28 protein-coding genes are annotated in these 23,364 nt (G+C 61.6%); 25 read left to right on the top strand and 3 right to left on the bottom strand.

Features of this window, described 5'->3' with window-relative positions:
• The first annotated feature begins 53 nt into the window (after positions 1 to 53).
• Positions 54 to 323 carry a metal-sensing transcriptional repressor gene (locus GGR45_RS14520; RefSeq protein ID WP_042469202.1) on the top strand — a complete coding sequence of 90 codons (270 nt, stop codon included), beginning with the start codon at positions 54 to 56 and terminating at the stop codon, positions 321 to 323.
• A gap of 61 nt (positions 324 to 384) precedes the next feature.
• On the opposite strand, the gene GGR45_RS14515 is transcribed toward GGR45_RS14520, so the two are convergent.
• Positions 385 to 1,275 carry an Abi family protein gene (locus tag GGR45_RS14515; protein ID WP_232252443.1) on the bottom strand — a complete coding sequence of 297 codons (891 nt, stop codon included), beginning with the start codon at positions 1,273 to 1,275 and terminating at the stop codon, positions 385 to 387.
• Between the two features lie 423 nt (positions 1,276 to 1,698).
• Here GGR45_RS14515 and GGR45_RS14510 point away from each other — a divergent pair, with 423 nt between their 5' ends.
• Positions 1,699 to 2,187: a helix-turn-helix domain-containing protein gene (locus tag GGR45_RS14510; protein ID WP_061780290.1), complete on the top strand. Its 489-nt coding sequence runs from the start codon at positions 1,699 to 1,701 to the stop codon at positions 2,185 to 2,187.
• Positions 2,188 to 2,524: 337 nt separating this feature from the next.
• Here GGR45_RS14510 and GGR45_RS14505 read toward each other — a convergent pair whose 3' ends face one another.
• Together GGR45_RS14505 and GGR45_RS14500 are read right to left on the bottom strand one after the other, a co-directional pair.
• Positions 2,525 to 3,085, bottom strand: a complete 561-nt coding sequence (locus GGR45_RS14505) for a recombinase family protein (protein ID WP_004213255.1) — start codon at positions 3,083 to 3,085, stop codon at positions 2,525 to 2,527.
• Between the two features lie 170 nt (positions 3,086 to 3,255).
• Complete coding sequence (locus GGR45_RS14500) at positions 3,256 to 3,678, bottom strand: MerR family transcriptional regulator (protein ID WP_014072603.1); 423 nt, start codon at positions 3,676 to 3,678, stop codon at positions 3,256 to 3,258.
• Positions 3,679 to 3,754: 76 nt separating this feature from the next.
• Between GGR45_RS14500 and GGR45_RS14495 the strand changes: the two genes are divergently transcribed.
• From GGR45_RS14495 to virB9, 23 genes are all read left to right on the top strand, one after another.
• Positions 3,755 to 4,150, top strand: a complete 396-nt coding sequence (locus GGR45_RS14495) for a mercuric transporter MerT family protein (protein ID WP_014072602.1) — start codon at positions 3,755 to 3,757, stop codon at positions 4,148 to 4,150.
• Between the two features lie 12 nt (positions 4,151 to 4,162).
• Positions 4,163 to 4,492 (top strand): heavy-metal-associated domain-containing protein, encoded by a 330-nt coding sequence (locus GGR45_RS14490; protein ID WP_082052513.1) that lies wholly within the window; start codon positions 4,163 to 4,165, stop codon positions 4,490 to 4,492.
• Positions 4,493 to 4,571: 79 nt separating this feature from the next.
• The gene (gene merA, locus GGR45_RS14485; protein WP_021222959.1) at positions 4,572 to 5,948 is read left to right on the top strand and encodes a mercury(II) reductase; all 1,377 of its coding nucleotides are present in this window, start codon (positions 4,572 to 4,574) and stop codon (positions 5,946 to 5,948) included.
• Positions 5,949 to 6,039: 91 nt separating this feature from the next.
• Positions 6,040 to 9,009: a Tn3 family transposase gene (locus tag GGR45_RS14480; protein WP_042469208.1), complete on the top strand. Its 2,970-nt coding sequence runs from the start codon at positions 6,040 to 6,042 to the stop codon at positions 9,007 to 9,009.
• Positions 9,010 to 9,196: 187 nt separating this feature from the next.
• Positions 9,197 to 9,529, top strand: coding sequence for an ArsR/SmtB family transcription factor (locus GGR45_RS14475; RefSeq protein ID WP_042469209.1), 333 nt, complete (start codon positions 9,197 to 9,199; stop codon positions 9,527 to 9,529).
• Between the two features lie 11 nt (positions 9,530 to 9,540).
• Complete coding sequence (arsC, locus tag GGR45_RS14470) at positions 9,541 to 9,969, top strand: arsenate reductase (glutaredoxin) (RefSeq protein WP_042469211.1); 429 nt, start codon at positions 9,541 to 9,543, stop codon at positions 9,967 to 9,969.
• Complete coding sequence (locus GGR45_RS14465; protein ID WP_042469213.1) at positions 9,969 to 11,255, top strand: arsenic transporter; 1,287 nt, start codon at positions 9,969 to 9,971, stop codon at positions 11,253 to 11,255. Before arsC ends, GGR45_RS14465 begins: the two co-directional genes overlap by 1 nt.
• Positions 11,252 to 11,686 carry an arsenic resistance N-acetyltransferase ArsN2 gene (gene arsN2, locus GGR45_RS14460; protein WP_042469214.1) on the top strand — a complete coding sequence of 145 codons (435 nt, stop codon included), beginning with the start codon at positions 11,252 to 11,254 and terminating at the stop codon, positions 11,684 to 11,686. The genes GGR45_RS14465 and arsN2 overlap by 4 nt, the downstream gene beginning before the upstream one ends.
• Positions 11,686 to 12,462: an arsenical resistance protein ArsH gene (gene arsH, locus GGR45_RS14455; RefSeq protein ID WP_042469215.1), complete on the top strand. Its 777-nt coding sequence runs from the start codon at positions 11,686 to 11,688 to the stop codon at positions 12,460 to 12,462. Before arsN2 ends, arsH begins: the two co-directional genes overlap by 1 nt.
• Before the next feature lie 207 nt (positions 12,463 to 12,669).
• Positions 12,670 to 12,939 carry an HU family DNA-binding protein gene (locus GGR45_RS14450; RefSeq protein WP_042469217.1) on the top strand — a complete coding sequence of 90 codons (270 nt, stop codon included), beginning with the start codon at positions 12,670 to 12,672 and terminating at the stop codon, positions 12,937 to 12,939.
• Positions 12,940 to 13,200: 261 nt separating this feature from the next.
• Positions 13,201 to 13,968: a hypothetical protein gene (locus GGR45_RS14440; protein WP_042469218.1), complete on the top strand. Its 768-nt coding sequence runs from the start codon at positions 13,201 to 13,203 to the stop codon at positions 13,966 to 13,968.
• A 361-nt stretch (positions 13,969 to 14,329) separates the two neighbouring features.
• A complete protein-coding gene (locus tag GGR45_RS14435; protein WP_004212758.1) occupies positions 14,330 to 15,088 on the top strand; it encodes a helix-turn-helix transcriptional regulator in 759 nt (252 codons plus the stop codon).
• Between the two features lie 422 nt (positions 15,089 to 15,510).
• On the top strand, positions 15,511 to 15,825 hold the full coding sequence (locus tag GGR45_RS14430; RefSeq protein WP_246358241.1) for a hypothetical protein: 315 nt from the start codon (positions 15,511 to 15,513) through the stop codon (positions 15,823 to 15,825).
• Positions 15,822 to 16,490: a lytic transglycosylase domain-containing protein gene (locus GGR45_RS14425; protein ID WP_004212760.1), complete on the top strand. Its 669-nt coding sequence runs from the start codon at positions 15,822 to 15,824 to the stop codon at positions 16,488 to 16,490. The genes GGR45_RS14430 and GGR45_RS14425 overlap by 4 nt, the downstream gene beginning before the upstream one ends.
• Positions 16,487 to 16,828, top strand: coding sequence for a TrbC/VirB2 family protein (locus tag GGR45_RS14420; RefSeq protein WP_004212761.1), 342 nt, complete (start codon positions 16,487 to 16,489; stop codon positions 16,826 to 16,828). Before GGR45_RS14425 ends, GGR45_RS14420 begins: the two co-directional genes overlap by 4 nt.
• Positions 16,829 to 16,835: 7 nt before the next feature.
• Positions 16,836 to 17,174 carry a VirB3 family type IV secretion system protein gene (locus GGR45_RS14415; RefSeq protein ID WP_004212763.1) on the top strand — a complete coding sequence of 113 codons (339 nt, stop codon included), beginning with the start codon at positions 16,836 to 16,838 and terminating at the stop codon, positions 17,172 to 17,174.
• Positions 17,167 to 19,578 (top strand): VirB4 family type IV secretion/conjugal transfer ATPase, encoded by a 2,412-nt coding sequence (locus GGR45_RS14410; RefSeq protein ID WP_037512064.1) that lies wholly within the window; start codon positions 17,167 to 17,169, stop codon positions 19,576 to 19,578. The genes GGR45_RS14415 and GGR45_RS14410 overlap by 8 nt, the downstream gene beginning before the upstream one ends.
• Positions 19,579 to 19,582: 4 nt before the next feature.
• Positions 19,583 to 20,293: a TrbJ/VirB5 family protein gene (locus GGR45_RS14405; protein WP_004212766.1), complete on the top strand. Its 711-nt coding sequence runs from the start codon at positions 19,583 to 19,585 to the stop codon at positions 20,291 to 20,293.
• Positions 20,290 to 20,535: an EexN family lipoprotein gene (locus tag GGR45_RS14400; protein WP_080604529.1), complete on the top strand. Its 246-nt coding sequence runs from the start codon at positions 20,290 to 20,292 to the stop codon at positions 20,533 to 20,535. The genes GGR45_RS14405 and GGR45_RS14400 overlap by 4 nt, the downstream gene beginning before the upstream one ends.
• On the top strand, positions 20,535 to 21,479 hold the full coding sequence (locus GGR45_RS14395; protein WP_004212767.1) for a TrbL/VirB6 family protein: 945 nt from the start codon (positions 20,535 to 20,537) through the stop codon (positions 21,477 to 21,479). Before GGR45_RS14400 ends, GGR45_RS14395 begins: the two co-directional genes overlap by 1 nt.
• A gap of 20 nt (positions 21,480 to 21,499) precedes the next feature.
• Positions 21,500 to 21,817, top strand: a complete 318-nt coding sequence (locus GGR45_RS14390; protein ID WP_004212769.1) for a hypothetical protein — start codon at positions 21,500 to 21,502, stop codon at positions 21,815 to 21,817.
• Between the two features lie 2 nt (positions 21,818 to 21,819).
• Positions 21,820 to 22,509 (top strand): VirB8 family type IV secretion system protein, encoded by a 690-nt coding sequence (locus tag GGR45_RS14385; protein ID WP_004212771.1) that lies wholly within the window; start codon positions 21,820 to 21,822, stop codon positions 22,507 to 22,509.
• 23 nt (positions 22,510 to 22,532) lie between these two features.
• Positions 22,533 to 23,363, top strand: coding sequence for a P-type conjugative transfer protein VirB9 (gene virB9 / locus GGR45_RS14380; RefSeq protein ID WP_037512078.1), 831 nt, complete (start codon positions 22,533 to 22,535; stop codon positions 23,361 to 23,363).
• Position 23,364: the final 1 nt, after the last annotated feature.

Here is a 23,364-nt window from a genome sequence, read left to right as displayed (position 1 = left end):
ATCCCCCCTGGGGGATACTCGACAGCAGCCCCTCACGCGCACTAAATAAGGGGATGGCCCATCACGCTCACACCAGCCACCCCGCAATCGTCAAACGGCTCAACCGCGTCGCTGGTCATCTGCGTAGCATCGTCGGCATGATCGAAGAGGAGCGCCCCTGCGTCGATATTGCGCAACAGCTTCAAGCGGTCGAAAACGCCATCGCCAGCGCCAAGCGCGCGCTCATCAACGATCATATCGACCATTGCCTAGTCCATGCCGAAGAAGGTGAGGGGACCAAGGCGGCGGTGGAGCAGTTCCGCGCGATCTCAAAATACTGGTGATGCGCCGCGCGGCGAGGGGTGTGCCACGTGGCACACCTCCTGAAGACCGCTACCGGGCGCATTAGGCCCAGATCGCTTCCTGATCCCAGCCTTCGAGAAACCCGCCCTGCGCGGCGCTGGCGAATGGCATTTCGGGGAAGGAAAGCCAATGTGCTTTCATCCGGCCACTCCACGATGTGCCCGGATTGATCCGCTTGGCGAGATAGGAGGCAACTGCCGCCGCGCCATAGACACGGTTCCGCTGCACGACGTCGTTGCCGATATGGACCATGCGCGGCGCCTCGAACGCTTTGGGCACCTGGGGCTGGTTGATGATGCCGGTATTCCACAGCCGGGAATGATGCGCGCTGATGTTGCGCACGAAGGCAAGGCTCTTGATCCAGCTCACCAGCGTGTCGGGGAGCAGATTATAGCGTTTTGCGATGGCGAAACGGTCGTTGGGATGCGCCATTTCGAGCAGCCAGGATAGCGTTCCAAAATCCCATGCCTCGACAGCCATCCAGATCGGCATTGGCGGCGTGTAGGTATTGTAGAACTCCGACACCCAATCGTCTTTACAGCGGTCGACGGAATCGTCCGCCTTCGCCAACCAGCTCAGGTGCCGGGTCGTGCCTTTAAAATTAGCGTTCGCACGATTGGGATCGAGGTAGGCGACCGATCGATGGGCGAACAGGTCACGATTCCCGAGCGCATGGGCGAGATCGACGCGCAGCGCGACTTCGATCCGTTCGATGGCATCGAGGAAGAGCAAGCGGAGCTGCTTGTCGAAGAGATAGAGATCGACGGCATGGCGAAACTCGGCACCGGCTTGAAACTGGTCGGTGCGAATGGTGCGCGTGGCATCGTCGGGATCGGGGATGCGCTCTTGCAGCGGTTGCCAATAGGGCGACAGGCGACCGTAGCCGATTCGCTCAAGATGGCGGATGGCTTTGGCTTGGTCGGTGACGCCCAAACCGCCGCCTTCAAGGAGGGCGAGCTGGTCGGCGAAGCTGAGATGGGGTTTGGCGTAGGGCGGAAGCATCGCCCCAGATATGAAGAAGGCCGCCCCTTGATGCCATAGGCAACAGCGGGGACGGCCATGTTGTCCTCTATCTAGATGTTCGGGTCTGAGGATTCAATTAAAAATTGACGGCGGGTCGCCGCGTGACCGCTCGGGCGAGGCAAACGCGCTCCGACAAATTTTGGGGGAGGCAAATCTGTCTCCGCCCTATATGCTTCCTTATCCTGATTACACGGTATCGTGTTTACGGGCTCACTGTGCTTCGTGAGACATTGGTGCCTCCCTCACTAGGGACAACAATGTCTCCGAGTGGGCGACGTTTTTGTCTCCCCACCCCCTCTGGAAATGGTGCGCGAATGTGCTATTTCCACCATCATGAGCAAGCAACCCGACGATACCACAAAGGAGGCAGGATCGAACGTCTTTTCGATCGCGGCGGTGGCGAAGCCGAAGAAGCGGAAGGACAAGTGGCCGGATGCCGTCCTGTCGCGTGGCTACAGCATGATCCCGTCGATCCTGTTGTGGGGCCAGGCCAAGATGGGTCTGAAGCCTGACGAGTTGAACGTGCTGCTTCAGCTCATCAGCCATTGGTGGTCGGCCGATCACGATCCGCATCCTGCCAAGGACACGATCGCCCGCCGTATGGGCAAGGACGCACGGACGGTTCAGCGGCACCTGACCGCGTTGGAGACGAAGGGTTTCATCAAACGGGTCGAGCGCTTCAAGCGGCACAAGGGCCAGGACAGCAATGGCTACGATCTGTCCGGACTGATCGCCAAGCTGGAGACGATCGCGCCGGAGTTCGAGAAGGTGACGGATCAGAACAAGCGCCGACGCGCGAAGGCTGAGACGAAAACGGCATAGGTTTCAAGGATCGCGCGCCGCGAAAGCGGCGTGTGGGGCCGGTCAGTCCAAGGCCGGTTCGGAACGTAGGGATTGGCGCTTCGGGCAGAAGCATGGCCCCCTTCCAAAAGGGGTAATGACGCCGCCAATCCCTACGCTCGCTGATTTAGCACAGCGGGGCGCTGACCCCAAACCCCGGGGAAGCTCATGAGCTATACCGAAGAGACACGCCAATCGACCTGCCCTTCATGCGGCAAGCTCAACCATGTCATCGTGGCCTATGCCGGGGACTATCGGGCGTCACCTCAAGCTTTGTACGCTGAACAACGATTTTCCGGACATAATGTGAACATTGGTGTCAGGCAGCGGCGCGAAGGTACTGGTAGAGGGTTTCGCGGCTGATGCCCATGTCGCGCGCGATGGTCGCCTTGCGTTCACCGGCGGCAACGCGGCGGTGCAGATCGGCAATCATCTCATCCGAGAGCGACCGTTTCCGCCCCCGATAGGCGCCGCGCTGCCGAGCGATCGCAATGCCTTCGCGTTGCCGTTCGCGGATCAGGGCGCGCTCGAACTCAGCAAACGCACCCATGACCGAGAGCATCAGATTGGCCATCGGGGAGTCCTCCCCCGAGAAGGACAGGCTTTCCTTCTCAAACTCGATCCGGATACCTCGCTTGGTGAGGCCCTGGACCAGCTTGCGCAGGTCATCCAGATTGCGGGCCAACCGATCCATGCTGTGGACGACGACGGTATCGCCTTCGCGGGCGAAAGTGAGCAGAGCCTCAAGCTGGGGGCGGTTGACGTCCTTGCCCGATGCCTTGTCGGTGAAGGTCCGATCGAGCGACTGACCTTCCAATTGGCGATCCACATTCTGATCGAACGTGCTGACCCGGACATAGCCGATCCGTTGCCCCTTCACTGCGCACTCTCTCCATCAAAATGTCAGGTTGAAATCTATGATACGCAACGACATTCGTCAACAAATTCCGTTTAGTACCCTAATCTGACAGAAACCGCGGTAGCGCCCTGACGTCCGGTTAGGCTATACTCCAAGCTGACATCACAAAATCAAATCCCTCAAAGATGGCGTCAATTGCCTTGATGGGGTAAAAACTGGAGTGCTTCCAGGATGGGACATTCGGCAACGTCATCTCCAGTGCATCTGGCTAACGTGGTCGCCAGCGTCACCTCTATCTTCTGCAAATCTGCAATGCGGCGGCGGACATCTTCAAGGTGGAGTTCGGTTCTCGCCATAACCTCCGCGCAGGTTTGTGCACCGGTATCGGTGAGCGACAACAATGACCGTATCTCATCCATTGCATAGCCAAGGTCGCGCGCGCGCAGGATGAACTGCAACCTTTGCACCAGTTCCGGCGAATAGACGCGGTAGCCGTTGGAACTGCGAGGCGGCCCCGGCAGCAATCCCACCTTCTCGTAATAGCGGATGGTTTCGAGATTGCAGCCTGTTTTCCGGGCAAGCTGGGCACGCAAGATGCCGACCTGTTGCTCCATGAAAATACCTCTTGAGTCTGTAGTGGCTACAGAGCCTACACTGCGAATCACTCAGTTGGAACAAGGGATTCAAGCCATGGTCTCAACGCCGGAAGCGGGACAGCCAGCCCTCACCGAAAACCACGAGCCGAAGCAGGCAAACTGGGTTGCGGCGGGCGCATTGATCGGCGCGGGGCTCGCCTCGGCTTGCTGCGTCGTCCCGCTACTGTTGGTTATGCTCGGAATTTCCGGCGCGTGGATCGCCAACCTGACGGCGCTCGAACCTTACAAGCCCTATGTCGCAGGCGTAACGCTCGCGCTGCTCGGCTACGGCTTCTGGCATGTCTATTTCAAGCCGAAACCGCCCTGTGAAGACGGTTCCTACTGCGCTCGTCCACAATCGGCTTGGACCACCAAGGCGGTGCTGTGGCTGGGCCTTGCCGTCGCCATCCTGGCGCTCACCATCGACTGGTGGGCACCCTGGTTCTATTGAAAGGAAATACCCATGAAAAAGACAGTATGTATCGCTATGGCCGTGCTGGCTATGGCTGGCGGCGGGGTCGCCTATGCAGTTAGTGGCACGGCGCAAGATCGCCCCGCGGCTACCGCAACCGCTCAGAAGCAAACCACCTTTGCCATAGAGAACATGACCTGCGCCACCTGCCCGATCACCGTGAAGAAGGCGATGGAAGGCGTCGCCGGGGTAACGGCGGTCACGGTCGATTTCGCAGCCAAGACCGCGCGCGCAACCTATGACCCGCGCCGCACCAATGCTGCTGCGATTGCCGCTGCATCAACCAACGCGGGTTATCCGGCGCGCGCTATTCAAAACTGAGCGGGGCGCCGCCAGCGCCTCAAGAAAGCGATAAGCAATGAACGACTGTTGCAACCGCCCCGGGCAGGAAGGATTTGACGTGGCCGTCATCGGCGCGGGTTCTGCCGGGTTCTCCGCCGCGATCGCCGCTGCCGATCTGGGCGCGAAAGTGGCGCTCGTCGGTCACGGCACGATTGGCGGCACCTGTGTCAATGTTGGCTGCGTTCCTTCCAAGACGCTGATCCGCGCCGCCGAAGCGGTGCATGGTGGGCTTGCCGCCGCGCGCTTTCCCGGCCTTGGGGGCGCTGTCCAGATGGATGACTGGTCCGTATTGGCGGCGTCGAAGGACGATCTTGTCACGACGCTGCGCCAAAAAAAATATGTCGATCTGCTGCCCGCCTATGACGGTGTGAGCTATATCGAGGGCAAGGCACGCTTTGCCGATGGTGCGCTGATTGTCGGCGATGCGCCCATGAAGGTCGGCAAGGTCATATTGGCGATGGGTGCGCACGCCGCCGTGCCGCCGATTCCGGGGATGGACAGCGTGCCCTACCTAACCAGCACATCGGCGCTGGCGCTGGATCGCTTGCCCAAATCGCTGCTGGTGATCGGTGGCGGGGTGATCGGGGTAGAACTGGGACAGATGTTTTCGCGTCTGGGCGTTGATGTCACCATCTGCTGCCGAAGCCGCCTGCTCCCCGAAATGGACCCGGAAGTGAGTGCCGCGCTGAAAAACTATTTGGAAGCCGAGGGCGTGCGGGTTTGCGCAGGTGTCGGCTATCAGCGTATCGCCCAAACACAGAGCGGGGTCGAATTGACCTGCGAGGGGCATTGTGACACCGTCGCGGCGGAACAGGTGCTCATCGCCACCGGACGCCGACCCAATAGCGACGGGCTTGGGCTGGAGGAGCGCGGCATAGTGCTTGCCCGTAATGGTGGAATCGTCGTCGATGACCACCTCGAAACGTCGGTTCCAGGCATTTACGCGGCGGGCGATGTAACGGGACGGGACCAGTTCGTCTACATGGCCGCCTATGGCGCAAAACTGGCCGCGCGCAACGCGGTGACGGGCAACCAATACCGCTACGACAATTCCTCCATGCCATCCGTCGTCTTCACCGACCCGCAAGTCGCCAGCGCCGGCCTCACTGAAACGACAGCACGGGCGCAAGGCCTGGACATCAAGGTTTCGCTGCTCCCGCTCGATGCTGTGCCAAGGGCACTGGCAGCACGCGATACGCGGGGTCTCATCAAACTGATTGCCGACAAGGCGAACGACCGTTTGCTGGGCGGCCAGATCATGGCACCCGAAGGCGCGGATTCGATCCAGACACTGGTGCTGGCGATCAAACACGGCATGACCACCCTGGAATTGGGTGCAACGATATTTCCTTACCTGACCACTGTGGAAGGCCTCAAACTGGCGGCCCAAACGTTTGATAAGGATGTCGCCAAACTGTCTTGCTGCGCCGGGTGATTGCTCGGGGATCAACCGGCAACGAATGGCCTCCCTCCAGTGCAAGCCGCTTTGGTGTCAATTTTGTTATTCGCCTCAGCGGGAGAGCAAAATGGCACGACGCCGACTTCTGACCGGAGACGAGCGCCGGCGCCTGTTCGATCCTCCTGTCCAAGAAACCGCGATCATTGGGCATTATACCCTTTCTGCGGAAGATGTTGAATTGGTTGGGCGCCGCTATGGTCCAGCAAATCGCCTCGGTCTGGCTGCACAAATCGCTTTGATGCGACATCCCGGCTTTGGTCTGCAACCCGAGATCGGGCTTCCCGACGTCATTCTTCAGTACCTCGCGGCACAGTTATTCGTCGATCCTTCCTCCTTCTCTGCATATGGTCAGCGCGCGCAAACCCGTACCGATCATGCCGATCTCGTGGCGCGTTATCTTGGCATACGCCCGTTTCGACGCGGCGACCTGGCACTTGCCCTGAATCTTGCCGCGCAAGCCGCCGAGTATACAGACAGAGGTGAACCGATTGTTCGCGCCCTCATGGTTGGCCTGAAGGGTGAGCGGTTCATTCTTCCGTCGGGCGACACACTGGAACGCGCCGGTCTTGCTGGCCGGGCACGCGCACGCAAAGCTGCCGCAGCCGCAATCGTCGAAGGCCTCAGCTCTGCTGAACTGACACGGCTAGACGAACTCGTAATCAACAACCCGGATTTCGGCATGACACCGCTGGCGTGGTTGCGTAATTTCGAAGAAGCCCCGACTGCGGCCAATATCAATGGCTTGCTTGAGCGCCTGCGCTATGTTCGCGGCATAGGTATCCACCCGGTAGTTGGGGGCGCCATTCCGGAATTCCGCTTTGCCCAATTTGTCCGCGAGGGCGGCGTGGCACCGGCATTCCTGCTTTCGGATTACAGCGTCAATCGCAGGCGGGCGACGTTGACGGCCGCAGTGATCGACCTTGAGGCCAGACTTGCCGATGCCGCGATCCAAATGTTTGACCGACTTATCGGCGGCATGTTCACGCGCGCGCGGCGTGGGCGCAAGCGTCGCTACCAAGATAGTATTCAGTCGGTGGGGCAACTCATGCGGCTGTTTGGCGCCACGATTACAGCACTTGATGAGGCTGTCCAGAATGGCGGCGATCCGCTCGAATTGATTGACGAAGCGGTGGGCTGGCACCGGCTTGTTGCGGCAAAGGCCCAAGTAGATGCCCTTGCTGATCTTGCCGGCGAGGACGCACTGGTAACGGCAACCGAGCGTTACGCCACGCTACGGCGTCTCAGCCCGGCATTTCTGGACACCTTCACCTTCAAGGCGTCTGGAACAGGGACGGCACTGATCAAAGCCATCGATGTCATTCGCGATGCGAACACACGAAAGTCGCGCGACCTTCCCGATGGCGTTCCACTGCCATTCCCCAATCGGCAGTGGAAGCGTCTCATCACCGAAAGCGGCCGTATCGACCGCCGACGTTATGAAATTGCGATCATGGCAACCTTGCGTGATCGTTTGCGCGCCGGTGATGTATGGATCGAGGGAACCCGCAACTATCAGCGCTTCGATGCCTATTTGCTGGGTCGGCGCGACGCCGCCAAAGTGGCGGATGTGCTTCCGTTCGGTTCAAATGCTGCATCCTACCTCGCTGACCGGGCACGAAATCTTGACTGGCGGCTGCGCCGATTTGCCAAGCAGTTGAAAACAAACAAGCTTGAGGGAGTGTCGCTCGAACGAGACCGGCTCAAGCTTCAGCAAATGCCGCCTGTCACCCCACCGGAAGCTGAAGCCCTCGATCGCAAGCTCGATACCCTGCTTCCCCGCGTGCGCATCACCGAGCTGCTGCTTGAAGTCGCCGAACGCACTGGTTTTTTGAACGCATTCCGTGACCTGCGCTCAGGCAAGGAGCACGACAACCCCAGCACGGTACTCGCCGCAATTCTGGCTGATGGCACCAACCTCGGGCTGGAGCGGATGGCCAATGCCAGCGAAGGCGTCAGCTATGCCCAACTCGCATGGACCCACAACTGGTATCTTTCACCCGAGAACTATCAGGCCGCGCTGGCCATGATCATCTCAGCCCATCACGAATTACCCTTCGCGCGGCATTGGGGCGCTGGCACCAGTTCGTCGTCCGATGGCCAGTTCTTCCGGTCGGGGCGGAGCCGTTCAGGGGCGGCGGACGTCAATGCCAAATATGGCGCCGAACCTGGCGTGAAAATCTATTCTCACCTTTCCGATCACTTCGCATCATTCGGATCACGGATCATGTCCGCGACGGCAGGTGAAGCGCCTTACGTGCTCGACGGGCTTGTCCTGGGCGCCGGCAACCTTCCGTTGCATGAGCACTATACCGATACCGGCGGCGCCACCGATCATGTTTTCGCACTCTGCCACCTACTCGGGTTCCGCTTCGCGCCCCGGCTGCGCGATATTGGCGACCGCAAGCTGGGTTCGATCGCTGCGCCATCGACATACAAGGGCATCAAAAATCTGATGGGCCGCACCATCAAAACGGCAGCGATCGAGGCCGATTGGGATGACATCGTCAGGATTGTCGCCTCAATCAAGGATGGCACGGTGGCGCCGTCAGTAATCTTGCGAAAACTTGCCGCCTACAAACGCCAGAACAGGCTGGATTTTGCATTGGCTGAACTGGGCCGTATCGAGCGCACTTTGTTCACGCTCGATTGGCTTGAACAACCGGAACTGCGACGTGCCTGTCAGGCCGGTCTCAACAAAGGCGAGGCGAGGCACACGCTTGCCGCCGCCATCTATACCAACCGGCAGGGTCGGTTCACCGATCGCTCGCTGGAAAATCAGGAATTTCGCGCATCTGGGCTGAACCTGCTGATTGCGGCGATTTCCTACTGGAACACGGTCTATCTCGACCGGGCCGCCCAGCACCTCAACGCTGTCGGCACGACGTTCGATGCGGCACTGCTTGCGCACCTTTCTCCGATGGGCTGGGCGCACATCAGTCTGACCGGCGATTACCTCTGGGAGCAGGCCAGGCGACTTCCAGCAGGTGAATTCCACCCACTCAACGAGCCAATGGCGCGGTTGAAGCGTGTAGCGTAGCCCATGTTCCGCTTATGTCCGAGAAATCGTTGTCTGGCGAACAAACCTTGAGGTGACGCCTGGTAGCCGCAACAGGGTCGCTGCTTGTCGCATCAACCAAGCCCTGGCCCCAACCATCCCGGCCAACGACCGGTAAGGCAGGGTATACGGGGCTGGACACACCAAGCATATCCATTATGCTGGATATATGGAAAACGAGGATGCCATCTCGGCGCTGGGTGCTCTTGCACAAGGAACGCGCCTTGACACGTTCCGCCTCTTGGTACGGCACGAACCGGATGGTTTGGCTGCCGGCGATATCGCGCGTCAGCTCGACGTGCCGCAGAACACCCTGTCGGCGCACCTCGGCATCCTCGCCCGCGCTGGCCTGGTCCGCTCCGCACGGCATAGCCGCTCGATCATCTACCGTGTAGATCTGGACGGCCTGCGCGCGCTGACGCTGTTCCTCGTCAAGGACTGCTGCGCCGGCAATGCGGAGCTGTGCGCGCCGCTCGTCGCCGAACTCACCCCCTGCTGCTGAAAGGACGCCCTGTGGCCGTCGATGTCGTCGTCTATCACAACCCCGAGTGCGGCACGTCGCGCAACACGCTCGGCCTTATTCGCAACGCCGGCATCGAGCCGCACGTGGTCGAGTATCTGAAAACCCCTCCAGCCCGCGCGTTGCTGGTCGAGCTGATCGATCGCGCCTGCATGACACCCCGCGAACTGCTGCGCGAGAAGGGGACGCCCTATGCGGAGTTGGGCTTGGGCGACACGTCGCTATCCGACGACGCGCTGGTGGACGCGATGATGGCGCATCCGATCCTCATCAACCGGCCGCTGGTCGTATCGCCGCTCGGCGTGAAGCTCTGCCGGCCCTCCGAAGCCGTGCTCGACCTGCTGCCGACCAATCAGCTCGGAGCGTTCGCAAAGGAAGACGGCGAGCAAGTGGTGGACGCATCGGGCCAGCGCGTCGCCTGATGCTCCTTGCTGTCCTGATCTTCGTTGCGACGATCGCGCTCGTCATCTGGCAACCCAAAGGCCTCGGGATCGGGTGGAGCGCGATGGGCGGGGCCGTCGTGGCGCTGCTTGCAGGCGTCGTCACGCTGTCCGACGTGCCGGTGGTGTGGGGCATCGTCTGGAACGCGACAGCCGCGTTCGTCGCGATCATCGTTATCAGCCTACTCCTCGATGAAACCGGATTCTTCGAATGGGCGGCGCTCCATGTCGCGCGCTGGGGGAGGGGGCATGGTCGCCGGCTGTTCGTTCTGATCGTGCTGCTCGGTGCGGCGGTGTCCGCGCTGTTCGCCAACGACGGCGCGGCGCTGATCCTGACGCCGATCGTCATCGCCATGCTGCGGGCGCTGGGCTTCAACGACAAGGCGACGCTGGCGTTCGTCATGGCGGCGGGGTTCATCGCCGACACCGCCAGCCTACCGCTGGTCGTGTCGAACCTCGTCAACATCGTGTCGGCCGACTTCTTCCGGATCGGGTTCGGCGACTATGCGTCCGTGATGGTGCCGGTCGACCTGGTGTCGATCGCAGCGACGCTTGGCGCGCTGCTGCTGTTCTTCCGGCGCGACATACCGGCGGATTATGACGTAGGCGCGCTGCGCGCGCCGCGTGACGCGATCCGCGATGCCGCGACATTCCGCGCGGGCTGGATCGTTCTTGCACTGCTGCTCGCCGGCTTCTTCCTGCTCGAACCGCTCGGCGTCCCTGTCAGCGCCGTCGCCGCTGCCGGCGCGATCCTGCTGCTGGTGATCGCGGGGCGAGGCCATGTGATCCCAACGGCCAAGGTGCTGCGCGGCGCACCCTGGCAGGTCGTGATCTTCTCGCTCGGCATGTACCTGGTCGTCTATGGCCTGCGAAACGCCGGCCTGACCGACCATCTGGCAGCACTGCTGGATCGCACCGCGCAAGGCGGCGTGTGGGGCGCGGCGCTAGGAACGGGCGTCATCGCAGCGGTCCTGTCGTCGGTTATGAACAATATGCCGACGGTGCTGGTGGGCGCGCTCTCGATCGACGCCACGCACGCGAGCGGCGCGATCAAGGAAGCGATGATCTACGCCAATGTGATCGGCTGCGATCTCGGCCCCAAGCTGACGCCGATCGGCTCACTCGCGACGCTGCTCTGGCTCCATGTCCTCGGGCAAAAGGGCGTGCGGATCGGATGGGGCTATTACTTCCGTGTCGGCGTCACGCTCACCGTACCGGTGCTGCTCATCACGCTCGCGGCGCTTGCAATCAGGATTAGCATCGCATGACCAGAACGGTCGCCACGTTGCTCGAACCTGCCGGTCTGGCTGGCTTGGCACAATTGCTCGATGCCGCGGACCTGCCGAGTGCCGATATCGCCGATCCCGGCCGCCTGATCATCCGGATTGAGGCCGATAGCCTCGTCGGTTTCGGTGGGCTCGAGGGAGAAGGGTCCGACCGCTTGCTCCGCTCGATCGTCGTCGTCCCCGATCGACGTCGACATGGCCTCGGGCGGGTGTTGGTCGCCGCCCTCGAACGACAGGCACACGACCTCGGGGTGGAGCGCCTGCACCTCCTGACGACCACGGCCGCACCATTCTTCCGGGCGCTCGGCTATGCCGATGCCGATCGCGGCGCTGCTCCCTCGGCCATCGCCGCATCGCGCGAATTCACCGCACTGTGCCCCGCGTCGGCCGCCTACCTCGTGAAAGCCCTCTGATGCCGCTCCGCACGCTCGCCGATCCCAATATCATGCCGGCGCTCGATCCGGCCTATGCCATCCAGCGACCCGCCGTGAGGCTCGGCCCGCTCGATCCCGCGCCGCGTATCCTTCTGCTCTACGGTTCGCTGCGCGAACGGTCCTTCTCCCGGCTGTGCGTTGAGGAAGCGGCACGCCTGCTCCGGTTCTTCGGCTGCGAGACGCGCATCTTTGATCCATCGACCCTGCCGCTGCCTGACCAACATGCTGGCGACGACCATCCGGCCGTCCACGAGCTGCGCGAGCTGTCCTTATGGTCGGAAGGGCAGGTGTGGTGCAGCCCGGAGCGGCATGGCCAGATCACGAGCATTATGAAGCTTCAAATCGATCATCTGCCGCTTTCTATGGGCGGGATGCGTCCGACACAGGGGCGCACGCTGGCGGTCATGCAGGTGTCGGCCGGATCGCAATCGTTCAACAGCGTCAACACGCTGCGCGTGCTGGGTCGCTGGATGCGAATGATCACGATCCCGAACCAATCGAGCGTTGCCAAGGCGTTCAACGAGTTTGATGACGCGGGGCGCATGAAGGCGTCCAGCTACTATGACCGGATCGTGGATATGATGGAGGAACTGGTGCGGTTCACGGTGCTGCTGCGCCCGCACGCGGTTCAGCTTGTTGATCGCTACTCAGAGCGGAAAGCGGCGGGCGTGCCAATCGACCGCGCGACCGATCTGTCGAGCATAGCGATTGCGGCCAAACCGCGTGGCCGGCACGCCGTCAAGGCAGGCGGCTGATGCGACGTTTGCCGAAGCGAGCCACGCTAATGTGGTCCCGCCGGCTAATCCGGCTTGTGCTCTGCGCTTTGAGAAACCTACGGGTTTCAACCTGCGTGGCCGGCCTCCCCAGGCGTCAGCTGGATCGTCGAGCGCTACCTGTCTTGCGCTGACGCGATTATCGCTTCAGGTCGCTACAGCGACAGATGAAGGGGAGCGTGCTTGACGATGAACACCAAGGATCTGGCCAAGGACGTTGCCGCCAAGCGGGGCGTCACCGAGAAGCAGGCCCTCGAGGTCATGGCTGGGCTCCTCGAGGGTATCGCGGAGGCGGCCGCCAAGGGTGAGGAGATATCGCTTCCCGGCTTCGGCAAATTCAAGGTGAAGGACACGCCCGAGCGCTCCGGGCGCAATCCGTCGACCGGCGAGGCGATCACGATCGCGGCGTCGAAGAAAATCACATTCACGCCGGCCAAGGCGCTTAAGGACCGACTGTAGGCTCGACAGCACCGGCCGGCGTCGCCCGGCCACGTGTTGGATGTTCACGAATTATTCGCTATCTAAGGCGTTGGAGAATGACAGGCGCGTGAACACTGCCAAATCTATGCGGCTGGCCCGGCAGGTGAAGGGGAGGTTCGGCACGTGGGCGGCCGTGCGTCAGGCCTCGCGCGTCGAGAACGGCGTATATGTGGTCGATCCAAGCGCTGGCGGTGACCGCGACAGCAAGGATGTAGCGGTTCCCGCCACGGCGTAACGGCCGTGACGTTCAGCTACTCGCTGTTCCTCGCACTGCTGCTGCTTTTCCTGGGGCTCTGCTTCTGGGCAGGGTGGCGCGTCGGCGAGCGCACCGATTTCCTCAGCCCAACCCCGGACCGGCCGAACTCTACGGTGACGCTGTTCATCGTGGTGTTCGGCACCATCGCAGGGCACCTTCTGGGAACCGGCTTCTTCGCCGCCCAGGCGGCATGGTGCCGGGCGACAAGCGTCTGTTTCGACCCCGGCTTCGATCCAAATATCTATCGCGCGCTCGCCCGCGGCGGCGCTGGGGCACGCGATGCGTCCGACCTCGCGCTGGAAATGTGGCTTTTCGCGATGCTCCTCATCGGAGCCGCGACGGGCTCGATCGCGCACTGGTTGGTGCAGCGGGAAGCAGTTAGCGGGAAGACCGACGCGATCGCGTTCGGCTGGCTCAACCCGGCCGTCCAAGCGGTCAAGAAGGGAGACTCGTTTGTCGTCGCCTATGTGCTGACAAAGACGAGCCACGAGTGCTTCACGATCGCATACGAGGGCACCGTCCAGCAGCTCGCGCTGGACGAGGAACAATCGATCAGATTCGTCGTCCTGAACGACGTCGACCGATTCCTCGTCAAGATATCTGAGAACGGCCTCGAGCGTGTGGACGCGCCGTCGACGCCGATCACGCAGCTTCAGATCACCGCGGTCGAGATCGCCAACGTCGCGCTTGAGGTAGTACGGGCGCCAGACATGGATGTTGCGGCAATCGAGGCTGAAGACGCGGGTTCATAACGCGGCGTTCGAGATCGTCAGACGTCCGTCAGACCTGTCTCCATCCATAAAGTCTAAATCCAAAAAGCTCTGCATTTAACATAATCTTTGTTATCGAACCGGTTGAGGGTCAACGGCTGGGGATGGTGAAACCTGCCGGGATCTCCAAGGCTGGTGGCCCAACGCAGGCTTCCAGCGCGGTGGCTGAGCCAGCAGAAAAATACGCCGCGTGTTGCTTGTTTGTTTCAGAAAGGGAGAGCCTATTTCCGGATCGCCTGACTGACACCACAATATCTCAGGCAGCACGCATCTGATCGCAAATATCAGTAAACTCACCGATTTTGGGCTAGACGTCGTCTATCCGTCCGTCGAGCCTGAATTCATGCAGGGCACGCGCGACATCGGCCGCTTGGCGACTATCGGCGCCTTCGAGCAGAGTTCAAAACTGGCGACAACGCTCGACCAACTTTCAAACCTCGTGGACGCAATTGTCAGGGACTTTGGTTTCCGCTGGTTTGCCCTCCTGCATAATGTCGATCTGGTACAACGCAGCAAGAATGCGCTGATGCTGACGACATATCCTGTCAAATGGCTCGACGAAGTGATCGAGACCAGGCTCTACCTCGATGATCCGGTCCACGCTGCCGTGGGCAAAACGCCGTCCGGGCTGAACTGGAACCAGATCGGGGAATTCATCGATCCCAGCACCCGCCAGATTGCTACATTGGCAAAGGGGCGCGATCACGGGCTGCGCCAGGGCTTCACTATGCCGATCCGCATGGCTGATGAGCCCGACGCGCTTTTCTCTGTTGCACGCGCAAACGATGACGAAATTTCGGGAGAGGATGCTCTTGCCGCCCGCTTGATCGGCACGATCGCTTTTGATCGCGGTCGCGCGATCCTCGGAGAGGAGCGTCTGAGCTATGAACCGGTGCCGCTCAGCCCCCGACAGATCGACTGCATCGCGCTCGTCGGACAGGGTAAAAGCGATTGGGAGGCAGCCCAGATACTCGGGCTCAGCCGCGACACTGTGCATGAATATGTCGAGGGCGCACGGCGGCGCTATGGTGTGCGGCGGCGGACCCAGCTTGTGCTGCGCGCGGTGCGAGACGGGCATCTCAATATCGACGCAATGCTGTAACCAGTAGCGTCGCAACCCGAACACTACCCCCTCGTCATCACCGAGAAGCCGCGAGCGATGCTCGACTGATCGAGCAGTAACTGTCCTCTATCATCGCGTCCCCCACATCTGAATGATTACGCCGACGAAGGCCCCTCACCCTCGTCGGAATGCTCAATTCTGCTGTCGATAAAGTCAGGTCCAACTGGGCATGCGTCGTGCGCGGCCTTGTGGCTTTCCTACAGTCCGTCGGATGAACCAGAGCCAGGTGCCACCTCGTTCCCCCTAAGTGGGGGGATTGCGTCAAACGGCGCTAAACGGCTCAAAAGTAGCGCGACTTTCATTCAAATAAGCCGCTGTCCTTGCCCTGCACTGACAGCGGCATGGAGGCAAGCATGCTGCATAGGCGTCACGCCATCATCGCATCCGCCATGGCACTGTGCATGCCCGCAACACCAGCGCAGGCCAATGATCTGGGCTGCCAGGTGTTGCTTTGCCTCTCAAACCCCGGCGGGGCGACGCAATATGGTGCTTGCGTCCCGCCAATGGTGAAGCTCTGGGAACGACTTGCCCTGGGCGGTTCATTCCCCGGCTGCTCTGGCGGGGGCGTTGCCAAGACCAAGGTCTATGATCGCAACTCGGCGACGCGACGCCGCGTGGTCATGACCTTCGCCGACGGCCGCCAGACGACCTACTCGCTCGCCAATATAGAGCGCTTGCCCCAAGCCGCCATCGAACCGGGAACGACGCCCCGATGATGCTCGAGCTTGCAGCCGTGGTCGCGCTCGCGCGGCAATGCGCGCCCACGGTCGCGGCAGAAACTCTCGTCTCGCTGGTTTACACCGAAAGTCATTTCGATCCCTATGCCATCGGCGTGAACGCCAAGGGCGTCGCGGCGCCGAAGGTGTCCGATCGCGCGTCGGCCATCGCGTCCGCCCGGTCGCTGATCGCGCGCGGCTACAATATCGATCTCGGCCTTGGCCAGATCAACAGCGCGAATCTCAAGCCGTTGAACCTGTCGATCGAGGACGCTTTCGAACCGTGCCGAAACCTCGCCGCATCGGCACGCGTGCTCGCCGAGAATTACACCAGTGTGGCGAAGTCCAGCCGCTCCACCGAGGATGCGATCGCCACGGCCATGTCCATGTATAATACCGGCAACCGCTGGAAGGGTTTTGCCAATGGCTATGTCGGCAAGGTCTACGCCTCGTCGAGCAGCATCATACCGCAAATCCGGCAACGTGCAGGCATTGCCATGGCAGACGCGCCGATAGCGAAAGCGGCACAGAGCCCGGCTCCTACCCCCTCGCCAGTAGCGGATCCACCCGATCAAAGCTGGAACACCTCGGCCGTCGCGCAAACTGCGACGCTGATGGTGTTCGGCTCGTCTCAAACCGCCCCATTGAAAGGACAGCCCGAATGATCGCCACACCGCCCTTGCCTGCTGCTGCGCACTCCGCGTCTGCGCGATCATTCTCCCAGTATTTCACGCTGCTTTTAGCGGCGGTTCTCGTCTCGCTTGTGCTGACAGACCCGGCCTATGCGCAGGCCGCCGACGGCATCACCTCCATGGCGGACAACATCAAGACCTGGCTGACCGGCACGTTTGCGAAGACGATCGCGGTGATCGCGGTGGTCATCGTGGGCTTCATGTTCTTCACTGGCCGCGCCAGCCTCGGTCTTCTCGTCACCGTCATCGTCGGCATCTTCATCGTGTTCAGCGCGCAGTGGATCGTCGACACCATCACCGGCGGTGCGTGAGGCCATCATGGTCAACGACGACAAGCTGCGTGAAGAAACGCTCTTCCTGGCAGTGACGCGGCCGACGATGTGGATGGGCGTTCCGATCGAAGCGTCGCTGCCTATCGCACTCGCATCCTGCCTGACCCTCATCATAAGCGGCAATCCGCTCTACGCTTTGGCACTCGCAGGCGCGTTTCTTGCGATCGCCCGCCTGATCGTCCGCCACGACGCCAATGCCTTCCGGCTGCTGTGGCTTTGGACGATGACGAAGGCGCGATGCCGCAACCGCGGTTGGTGGGGTGGCAGTTCCTACTCTCCCCTCCCCACTCAGGGCGCACGCCGAAAGGGCTTTCTGCATGGCTAGTCGTGCCTTCTCGCGCGATGCGGCGCGTACTCCGTGGCGCATCCTCAAGAACGAGGCGGATCCTGCGCGCTATCTGCCTTATGCGCGGCACGTCGATGCGCAGGTGATCGCGCTCGACGGGCGCGACCTGATGATGATGTTCAGGCTGGACGGCATCGCCTTCGAGACAGCCGATCCCGCTCAGCTGAACGACTGGCATGAGAAGCTCAACGGGACGTTGCGCAACATCGCCGACGATCGTCTCGCGATCTGGACGCATATCGTGCGCCGCCCGGTCACCGACTATCCCGAGGGCGAGTTTCGCTCTACGTTCGCCGCCGATCTCGATGCCAAATATCGCGCGCGGGTCACCGCTAAGCGCATGTTCGTCAACGAGCTCTATCTGACGCTGGTGATGCGCCCGTCCGTTGGCTCGGCCGACCGCACAGGGGTCTTGCTGCGTCGCCTGTCCAGTGCCCGCAAAGAGGGAACCGAGGTCGACGAGGACGAGCTCGTTCGTTTCGAGGACAAGGCGCGCGATATAGAGAAGCTGCTCGCGCGTTGCAGGCCACAGCGACTGGGTTTGTACGAACATCGCGGCCTCATGTTCTCGCAGCCGCTCGAGGTGCTGGAACTCGTCATGATGGGGCGCGCGACGCGCGTCCCGCTTGTTCGTGGTCATCTGGGATCGGCGATCTACGGCGAAAGGGTGATCTTCGGCCGCGAGACGGTCGAGGTTCGCGCCCATGCCGATAGCCGCTTCGTCGGCCTGTTCGGTATCCGCGAATATCCGGCCATGACGCGACCGGGGCAGGTCAACGCGCTTCTCTCGCAGGATTTCGCGTTCGTCGTCACCCAGTCCTTCGCGTTCATGGGCAAGGCGCGTGCGTCCGAGCGACTGCGCAGGCGCCAGAACCAGATGGCATCGACCGAAGATGCGGCAGCGAGCCAGGCGCTCGAGCTCGCCGATGCCGCCGATGATCTGCAGAGCAATCGGTTCGTGCTGGGCGAGCATCACTTCTCGCTCGCCGTGTTCAGCGAAGACCAGAAGCGGCTCGCCGAAAATCTCTCGACGGCGCGCGCCGCGCTGGCCGATGCCGGCCTGGTTTCAGCACGCGAGGGACCAGCGCTGGAGGCCGCCTTCTGGTCGCAGTTGCCGGGAAATTTTGCCTGGCGCGCCCGACCTGCCGCCATCACGTCGCGCAACTTCGCCGCCCTGTCACCCTTCCACACCTTCCCTGCCGGTCGGGCCGATGGCAATCATTGGGGCGCTGCGATCGCACTGATGAAGACCGCAGCCCAGTCGCCCTATTATTTCAATTTCCACGTCAACGATCTCGGCCACACGCTGATCATCGGCCCGTCGGGTGGCGGTAAGACCGTGGTGCAGAATTTCCTGATGGCGCAGCTCGAGAAGACCGGCGCCCAGCAGATCTTTATCGACAAGGACCGGGGCGCGGAAATCTATGTACGCGCATCGGGCGGCACCTATCTTGCCCTGCGCAATGGCGTGCCGACCGGCTTCGCGCCCCTGCGTGCGCTCGATCAGTCACCGGGCAACATCACGTTCCTTGGTCGACTGATACGCCAACTGGTCACGCCCGTTGGTGGCCAGCTCGGTGTCATGCAGGAGCGCATGATCGACGATGGCATCCTATCGATCGGCCGATTGCCCCCCGAAGAGCGATCGATCCTCGCCTTGCGGCAATTGCTGGGGCAGCGCGATCCCGAGGGCATCGGCGCGCGTCTCGAGAAATGGGCGCGCGGCGGCGCGTTGGGCTGGGTGTTCGACAATAACGCAGACGAACTGACGCTCGAAGCGCGGTTCATCGGCTTCGACATGACTGATTTCCTCGACAATGCCGAGATCCGCACGCCGCTCATGATGTATATGTTCCACCGCATCGACGCGCTGCTCGACGGCCGCAGACTGGTGATCGACATCGACGAATTCTGGAAAGCGCTCGGCGATGAAGCCTTCCGCGCGTTCGCGCAGGATGGTCTGAAAACCTACCGTAAGCAGAACGCCTTTCTGGTGTTCGGCACGCAAAGCCCGGCCGACGCGCTGCGCTCCGACATTTCCCACAGCATCATGGAACAGGTCGCGACCAAGATCCTGCTGCCCAACCCCTATGGCCGGGAGTCCGACTATATCGATGGCCTCGGCCTCACCCGCGCCGAGTTCAAGCTGATCCGCAGCGATCTGATCCCCGAGAGCCGGCGCTTCCTCATCAAACAAGGCCATGACTCGATCGTCGTCGAGCTTGATCTCGCCGGTCTTGGTGACGAGCTTGCGGTGCTCTCCGGCACCACGGCGACGGTTGGAATTCTTGACGCAGTGCGCCGCGAACATGGTGACGATCCGGCGCGTTGGTTGCCCATTTTTCACGAGCAGCGGGCGACCGCGAACAGAAGGAAAGGATAGAAAGATGAGAGCTTTTTCGATCCTCGCGATTGGCGGTTTGCTGGCGCTGAGCACCCCGGCCAGCGCTCAGGGCATCCCCGTCTACGATTCCAACACCTTCCTCCAGACCCTTTCGACCGTGAAGAACACGCTCGCGATGATCGAGCAGGGCAAGGCGCAGATCGCGCAGGCGACCGATATGTTCGACAGCGTCAACAAGCTGACCAACGTCAACAAGATTGCCAGTTCGCTCAGCACCGACGCTGTCCGGCATCTTCTGCCGAGCGAGGCTCGCGACATTCAGCGATTGATGTCGTCGGATATGAGCGGCTTGGGCAGTCTTGCCAGCTCGGCCAACCGCATCCGTTCGGCCAACCGGGTCGATCTCCCCGATTTACGGCCGGATGCGACCGCTTACGAGCGCTCCGGCCGTGACACCATTTTGCGCAATGGGGATCTGGCATCGCGGGATGCGGCTATTGCCGAGGCAGCCTATGGTGTGACCGCTCAGCGTACGGCCGGTCTGGAGGAGCTGCGCACTTCGCTCGATTCAGCGTCCGACGCCAAGGATGTGATGGATATCCAGGCCCGCGTCGGTGTCGAGAATGCGCATATCCAGAATGATTCCGTCCAGCTTCAAGCGCTAGCGATGCGACAGCGAGCCGAACAAGACATTCGGTCGCAACAGGAAAGCGAAAGAATTCTGGCGTCAAAGCTCGGGAGCCTCAAGCCATGAAGCCCCTTGCATCCGTCTTGGTAGTCTTGTCGCTGCCTATGCTGCTCCTCGCGTGCCAGCAGCCTCCAAGGGGAAAGGAATATTTGAAGTCGCATCCTGAAGAACTCGCCGAAGTGCTGAAAAGTTGCGCAGATGGGACCCATCCCGACCCTCAGGAGTGCTCGAACGCTCAAAGCGTGAGAACCTTGGACTTGAAGCTACGTTCGCTATCGCCTCGTCCAGGAAAATCGGACGTTCGGTAATGGAGGACGGTCTCTTCACGACGCTCTATGTTAGCATCGACGGCAAGCTCGATCTGTTCCTCAACGAGCGCCTGACCAACGTCATCGAGGTCGTGCGCGGCCCGCTGGCGCTCGGGCTAGTCATCTATATCGCCCTGTTCGGCTACATGGTCATGCGCGGGATCGTGAGCGAGCCATGGGGCGAACTCTTCTACCGAATGGTGAAGCTCTGCCTGCTATACCTCGCGGCCACGACCGTGGCGTATTCGGAATGGATTACAAACCCCCTCTTCCACGGGATGCCCGACGCTATTTCGCAAGCCCTCGCGGGGCGTACAGTGACCAGTGTCGGAAACGTCTTTGATGATTATTATGGTCAGGCTGATGCGATCATTGCGCGGATTGAGACCGAAGCCGCGACATACAGTGACATTAATCCATATAAACTTGTACTCTATACCCTAAGTCTAGGCCTGAAGGCTTTGGCCGGTCTATCGGCTGCGATTGGGTTTTCCATCACCGTATTCGCCAAGGTTGCGCTTGCGATCATCGTTGCGCTTGGGCCGATATTTATCGCCCTATCTCTATTCGAAACAACACGCCGCTTCTTCCATGGATGGCTGGGGCAGGCTTTTAACTACATCGTTCTGATGGCAGTGATCATCGCAATTACGGCGCTGATTACCGATCTCGGCGCACTCGCCATAACCTCCTCAGAAGGTGTGGCCGATGCGGCACTCGGCGCAATCATGTTCGCCGTCTATATCTTCCTCGGCACGATCTTCTTTTTCCAGGCGCCGTCGATCGCGACCGGCATAGCCGGCGGCGCGGCCGCAGGTGTCGGCGCATTCGCGGGTTCGGCGTGGAGCACCATGGCCGCGCCCTTCCAGCAGCGCCGAATCTCCCGAAACAGCCGCAATCTCGAACGTGCCGCGCAACGCGGCGGCACGGTGAGCCGCGCATGATGATCATGAGGAATACGCCAATGTCCAAACCGCTGACGACACGCATCCTCCAGGGCGTCGCGCTCCTCGCCGCTGTCGCACCGATGGCCACACATGGCGCGTCGGGACCCAAGAAGCTGCCAATCTGCAACGGCAGGCATCTACGCGACGCCAATGTCTACGGCAGCGTGCTGCCCGGCTCGCCTGTCCCAGCGGTCGTCGCGCCCCCTGCCCCGCCCCCGGTGCCGCAGGTCAAACCGCCGGCCGGTGGATCGCCGCCACCGCCGGTCCCAGCCTCCGCGCCGCCGCCCGACAAGATTTCGTCGCGAGATCAGACCACCACTTATGGGAGCTGTTGATCATGCGGCGTCAAAGCGAGGGCGTGCCAGCAAGCGACGCCGAACTCTATTTCGGCCATGCACGCTCATGGGACCAGGATCGTCAGCGCAAGTCGCTGCGCTCGGAACGGATCGCCTGGGGCGTCGCCGTCCTCGCATTGCTGGCATGCACGGCCGAGGCACTGGCGCTGGCAGGCCTCGCGCCGCTCAAGACGGTCATGCCCTATATCATCCGGGTCAACCAGACGACGGGCGCGGTCGATGTGCAGACGGCCCTCACCCAGCAGCCGATGCGCTACGACGAAGCCGTCACTAAATTCTTCCTCGCACAATATGTCCGGGCACGCGAGAGCTGGCTGCCGGCGGCGGCCGAAGAGAATTTCCGGGCGGTGGCGATCCTGTCCGAGCCGGGTGAACAGCAGCGCTGGGGCCGGTTTTTCAACGACGACAACCCGTCGAGTCCGCAGGTGACATGGGGCAAGGGAGCGACGGTCCAGGCCCGTGTTCGCAACATCAGCTTCATCAACGACCGCGTCGCCAATGTCCGGTTCACCCGCACGGTCCAGACCGACACCAACATCCAGAACAGCGACTGGATCGCGACCATCACCTTTCGCTACACCAATGCCCCGATGGCGGAGGGCGATCGCTATCGCAATCCGCTCGGCTTCCAGGTCGAGAATTATCGAGCCGATCCGGAGGTGGTCCGGTGAAGCGGCTCCTGACCCTTGCAGCAATGTGCCTCCTCGGTGCCCAGCCCGCTCTGGCCGAGGACACACCTCGCGGCGGACCGGCCGACCCGCGGGTCAAATTCGTCGATTATCAGGAGACGCAGGTCTACCGGATTGTCGGCACCTTCCGCACGGCGACCCAGATCGTGCTCGGCGACGGCGAGACGATCGAGCATGTGGCCCTTGGCGACACCGTGTCATGGGAAGTGGCCGTTGCCGGACATATCCTCTTTCTCAAGCCGCGCGAGCGCGCTGGCCCCACCAACCTCATCGTCACCACCAACCACGGCGGAGAACTGCGCAACTATGCGTTCGAGCTGACCACCCGGCGCGGCGCGATCAGCAGCGCAAGTTCGGATGCCTTCTTCCAGGTGCGCTTCCGCTATCCCCGCGATGAGGCGGAACGCGCAGCCCGGATGCAAGCCGCGCAGGAAGCCCAGCGCGTCGCTGCGATGCAGGCAAGCGCAGTGCGCGGCGCACTCGACCACGGCGTCATCGAAGGTCCGCGCAATCTCAACTACAAGGTCCAGGGCTCAAGCGCGCTGCAGCCCTCCGAGATCTCGGACAACGGCAAGTTCACGGTGCTCCGCTTCCCGGGCAATCATGAAATTCCCGCCATCTACATGGTGCGCCCGGATGGGTCGGAAACGCTCGTCCCGTTCGACGTCCGCGATGAATTCGTGGTCGTTCACCTCGTGGCGACCCAGCTCCGGCTGCGGCGCAATCGCGAGGTGCTGTGCATCTATAACCAGGCGCCGACACCCTATGGTCTCGACGCCGGCACCAACACGGCATCGTCGCATGTCGACCGCACCGTACAGGACCCGAAGGAGTGAG

Source organism: Sphingomonas zeae (assembly GCF_014197135.1).
GTDB lineage: Bacteria > Pseudomonadota > Alphaproteobacteria > Sphingomonadales > Sphingomonadaceae > Sphingomonas > Sphingomonas zeae.
This window is presented reverse-complemented; position numbering and strand designations above follow the sequence as displayed.

Bases quoted from the DNA above. Each gene is read 5' to 3' on its own strand.
- GGR45_RS14520 (WP_042469202.1), top strand. From the start codon at position 54: ATGGCCCATCACGCTCACACCAGCCACCCCGCAATCGTCAAACGGCTC.
- GGR45_RS14480 (WP_042469208.1), top strand. From the start codon at position 6,040: ATGGCACGACGCCGACTTCTGACCGGAGACGAGCGCCGGCGCCTGTTC.
- GGR45_RS14495 (WP_014072602.1), top strand. From the start codon at position 3,755: ATGGTCTCAACGCCGGAAGCGGGACAGCCAGCCCTCACCGAAAACCAC.
- GGR45_RS14465 (WP_042469213.1), top strand. From the start codon at position 9,969: ATGCTCCTTGCTGTCCTGATCTTCGTTGCGACGATCGCGCTCGTCATC.
- GGR45_RS14395 (WP_004212767.1), top strand. From the start codon at position 20,535: ATGGAGGACGGTCTCTTCACGACGCTCTATGTTAGCATCGACGGCAAG.
- GGR45_RS14400 (WP_080604529.1), top strand. From the start codon at position 20,290: ATGAAGCCCCTTGCATCCGTCTTGGTAGTCTTGTCGCTGCCTATGCTG.
- GGR45_RS14510 (WP_061780290.1), top strand. From the start codon at position 1,699: ATGAGCAAGCAACCCGACGATACCACAAAGGAGGCAGGATCGAACGTC.
- GGR45_RS14450 (WP_042469217.1), top strand. From the start codon at position 12,670: ATGAACACCAAGGATCTGGCCAAGGACGTTGCCGCCAAGCGGGGCGTC.
- GGR45_RS14405 (WP_004212766.1), top strand. From the start codon at position 19,583: ATGAGAGCTTTTTCGATCCTCGCGATTGGCGGTTTGCTGGCGCTGAGC.
- GGR45_RS14500 (WP_014072603.1), bottom strand. From the start codon at position 3,678: ATGGAGCAACAGGTCGGCATCTTGCGTGCCCAGCTTGCCCGGAAAACA.
- arsN2 (WP_042469214.1), top strand. From the start codon at position 11,252: ATGACCAGAACGGTCGCCACGTTGCTCGAACCTGCCGGTCTGGCTGGC.
- GGR45_RS14490 (WP_082052513.1), top strand. From the start codon at position 4,163: ATGAAAAAGACAGTATGTATCGCTATGGCCGTGCTGGCTATGGCTGGC.
- virB9 (WP_037512078.1), top strand. From the start codon at position 22,533: ATGTGCCTCCTCGGTGCCCAGCCCGCTCTGGCCGAGGACACACCTCGC.
- GGR45_RS14385 (WP_004212771.1), top strand. From the start codon at position 21,820: ATGCGGCGTCAAAGCGAGGGCGTGCCAGCAAGCGACGCCGAACTCTAT.
- GGR45_RS14435 (WP_004212758.1), top strand. From the start codon at position 14,330: ATGCAGGGCACGCGCGACATCGGCCGCTTGGCGACTATCGGCGCCTTC.
- GGR45_RS14390 (WP_004212769.1), top strand. From the start codon at position 21,500: ATGTCCAAACCGCTGACGACACGCATCCTCCAGGGCGTCGCGCTCCTC.
- GGR45_RS14420 (WP_004212761.1), top strand. From the start codon at position 16,487: ATGATCGCCACACCGCCCTTGCCTGCTGCTGCGCACTCCGCGTCTGCG.
- arsH (WP_042469215.1), top strand. From the start codon at position 11,686: ATGCCGCTCCGCACGCTCGCCGATCCCAATATCATGCCGGCGCTCGAT.
- GGR45_RS14475 (WP_042469209.1), top strand. From the start codon at position 9,197: ATGGAAAACGAGGATGCCATCTCGGCGCTGGGTGCTCTTGCACAAGGA.
- GGR45_RS14415 (WP_004212763.1), top strand. From the start codon at position 16,836: ATGGTCAACGACGACAAGCTGCGTGAAGAAACGCTCTTCCTGGCAGTG.
- GGR45_RS14430 (WP_246358241.1), top strand. From the start codon at position 15,511: ATGCCCGCAACACCAGCGCAGGCCAATGATCTGGGCTGCCAGGTGTTG.
- GGR45_RS14425 (WP_004212760.1), top strand. From the start codon at position 15,822: ATGATGCTCGAGCTTGCAGCCGTGGTCGCGCTCGCGCGGCAATGCGCG.
- GGR45_RS14410 (WP_037512064.1), top strand. From the start codon at position 17,167: ATGGCTAGTCGTGCCTTCTCGCGCGATGCGGCGCGTACTCCGTGGCGC.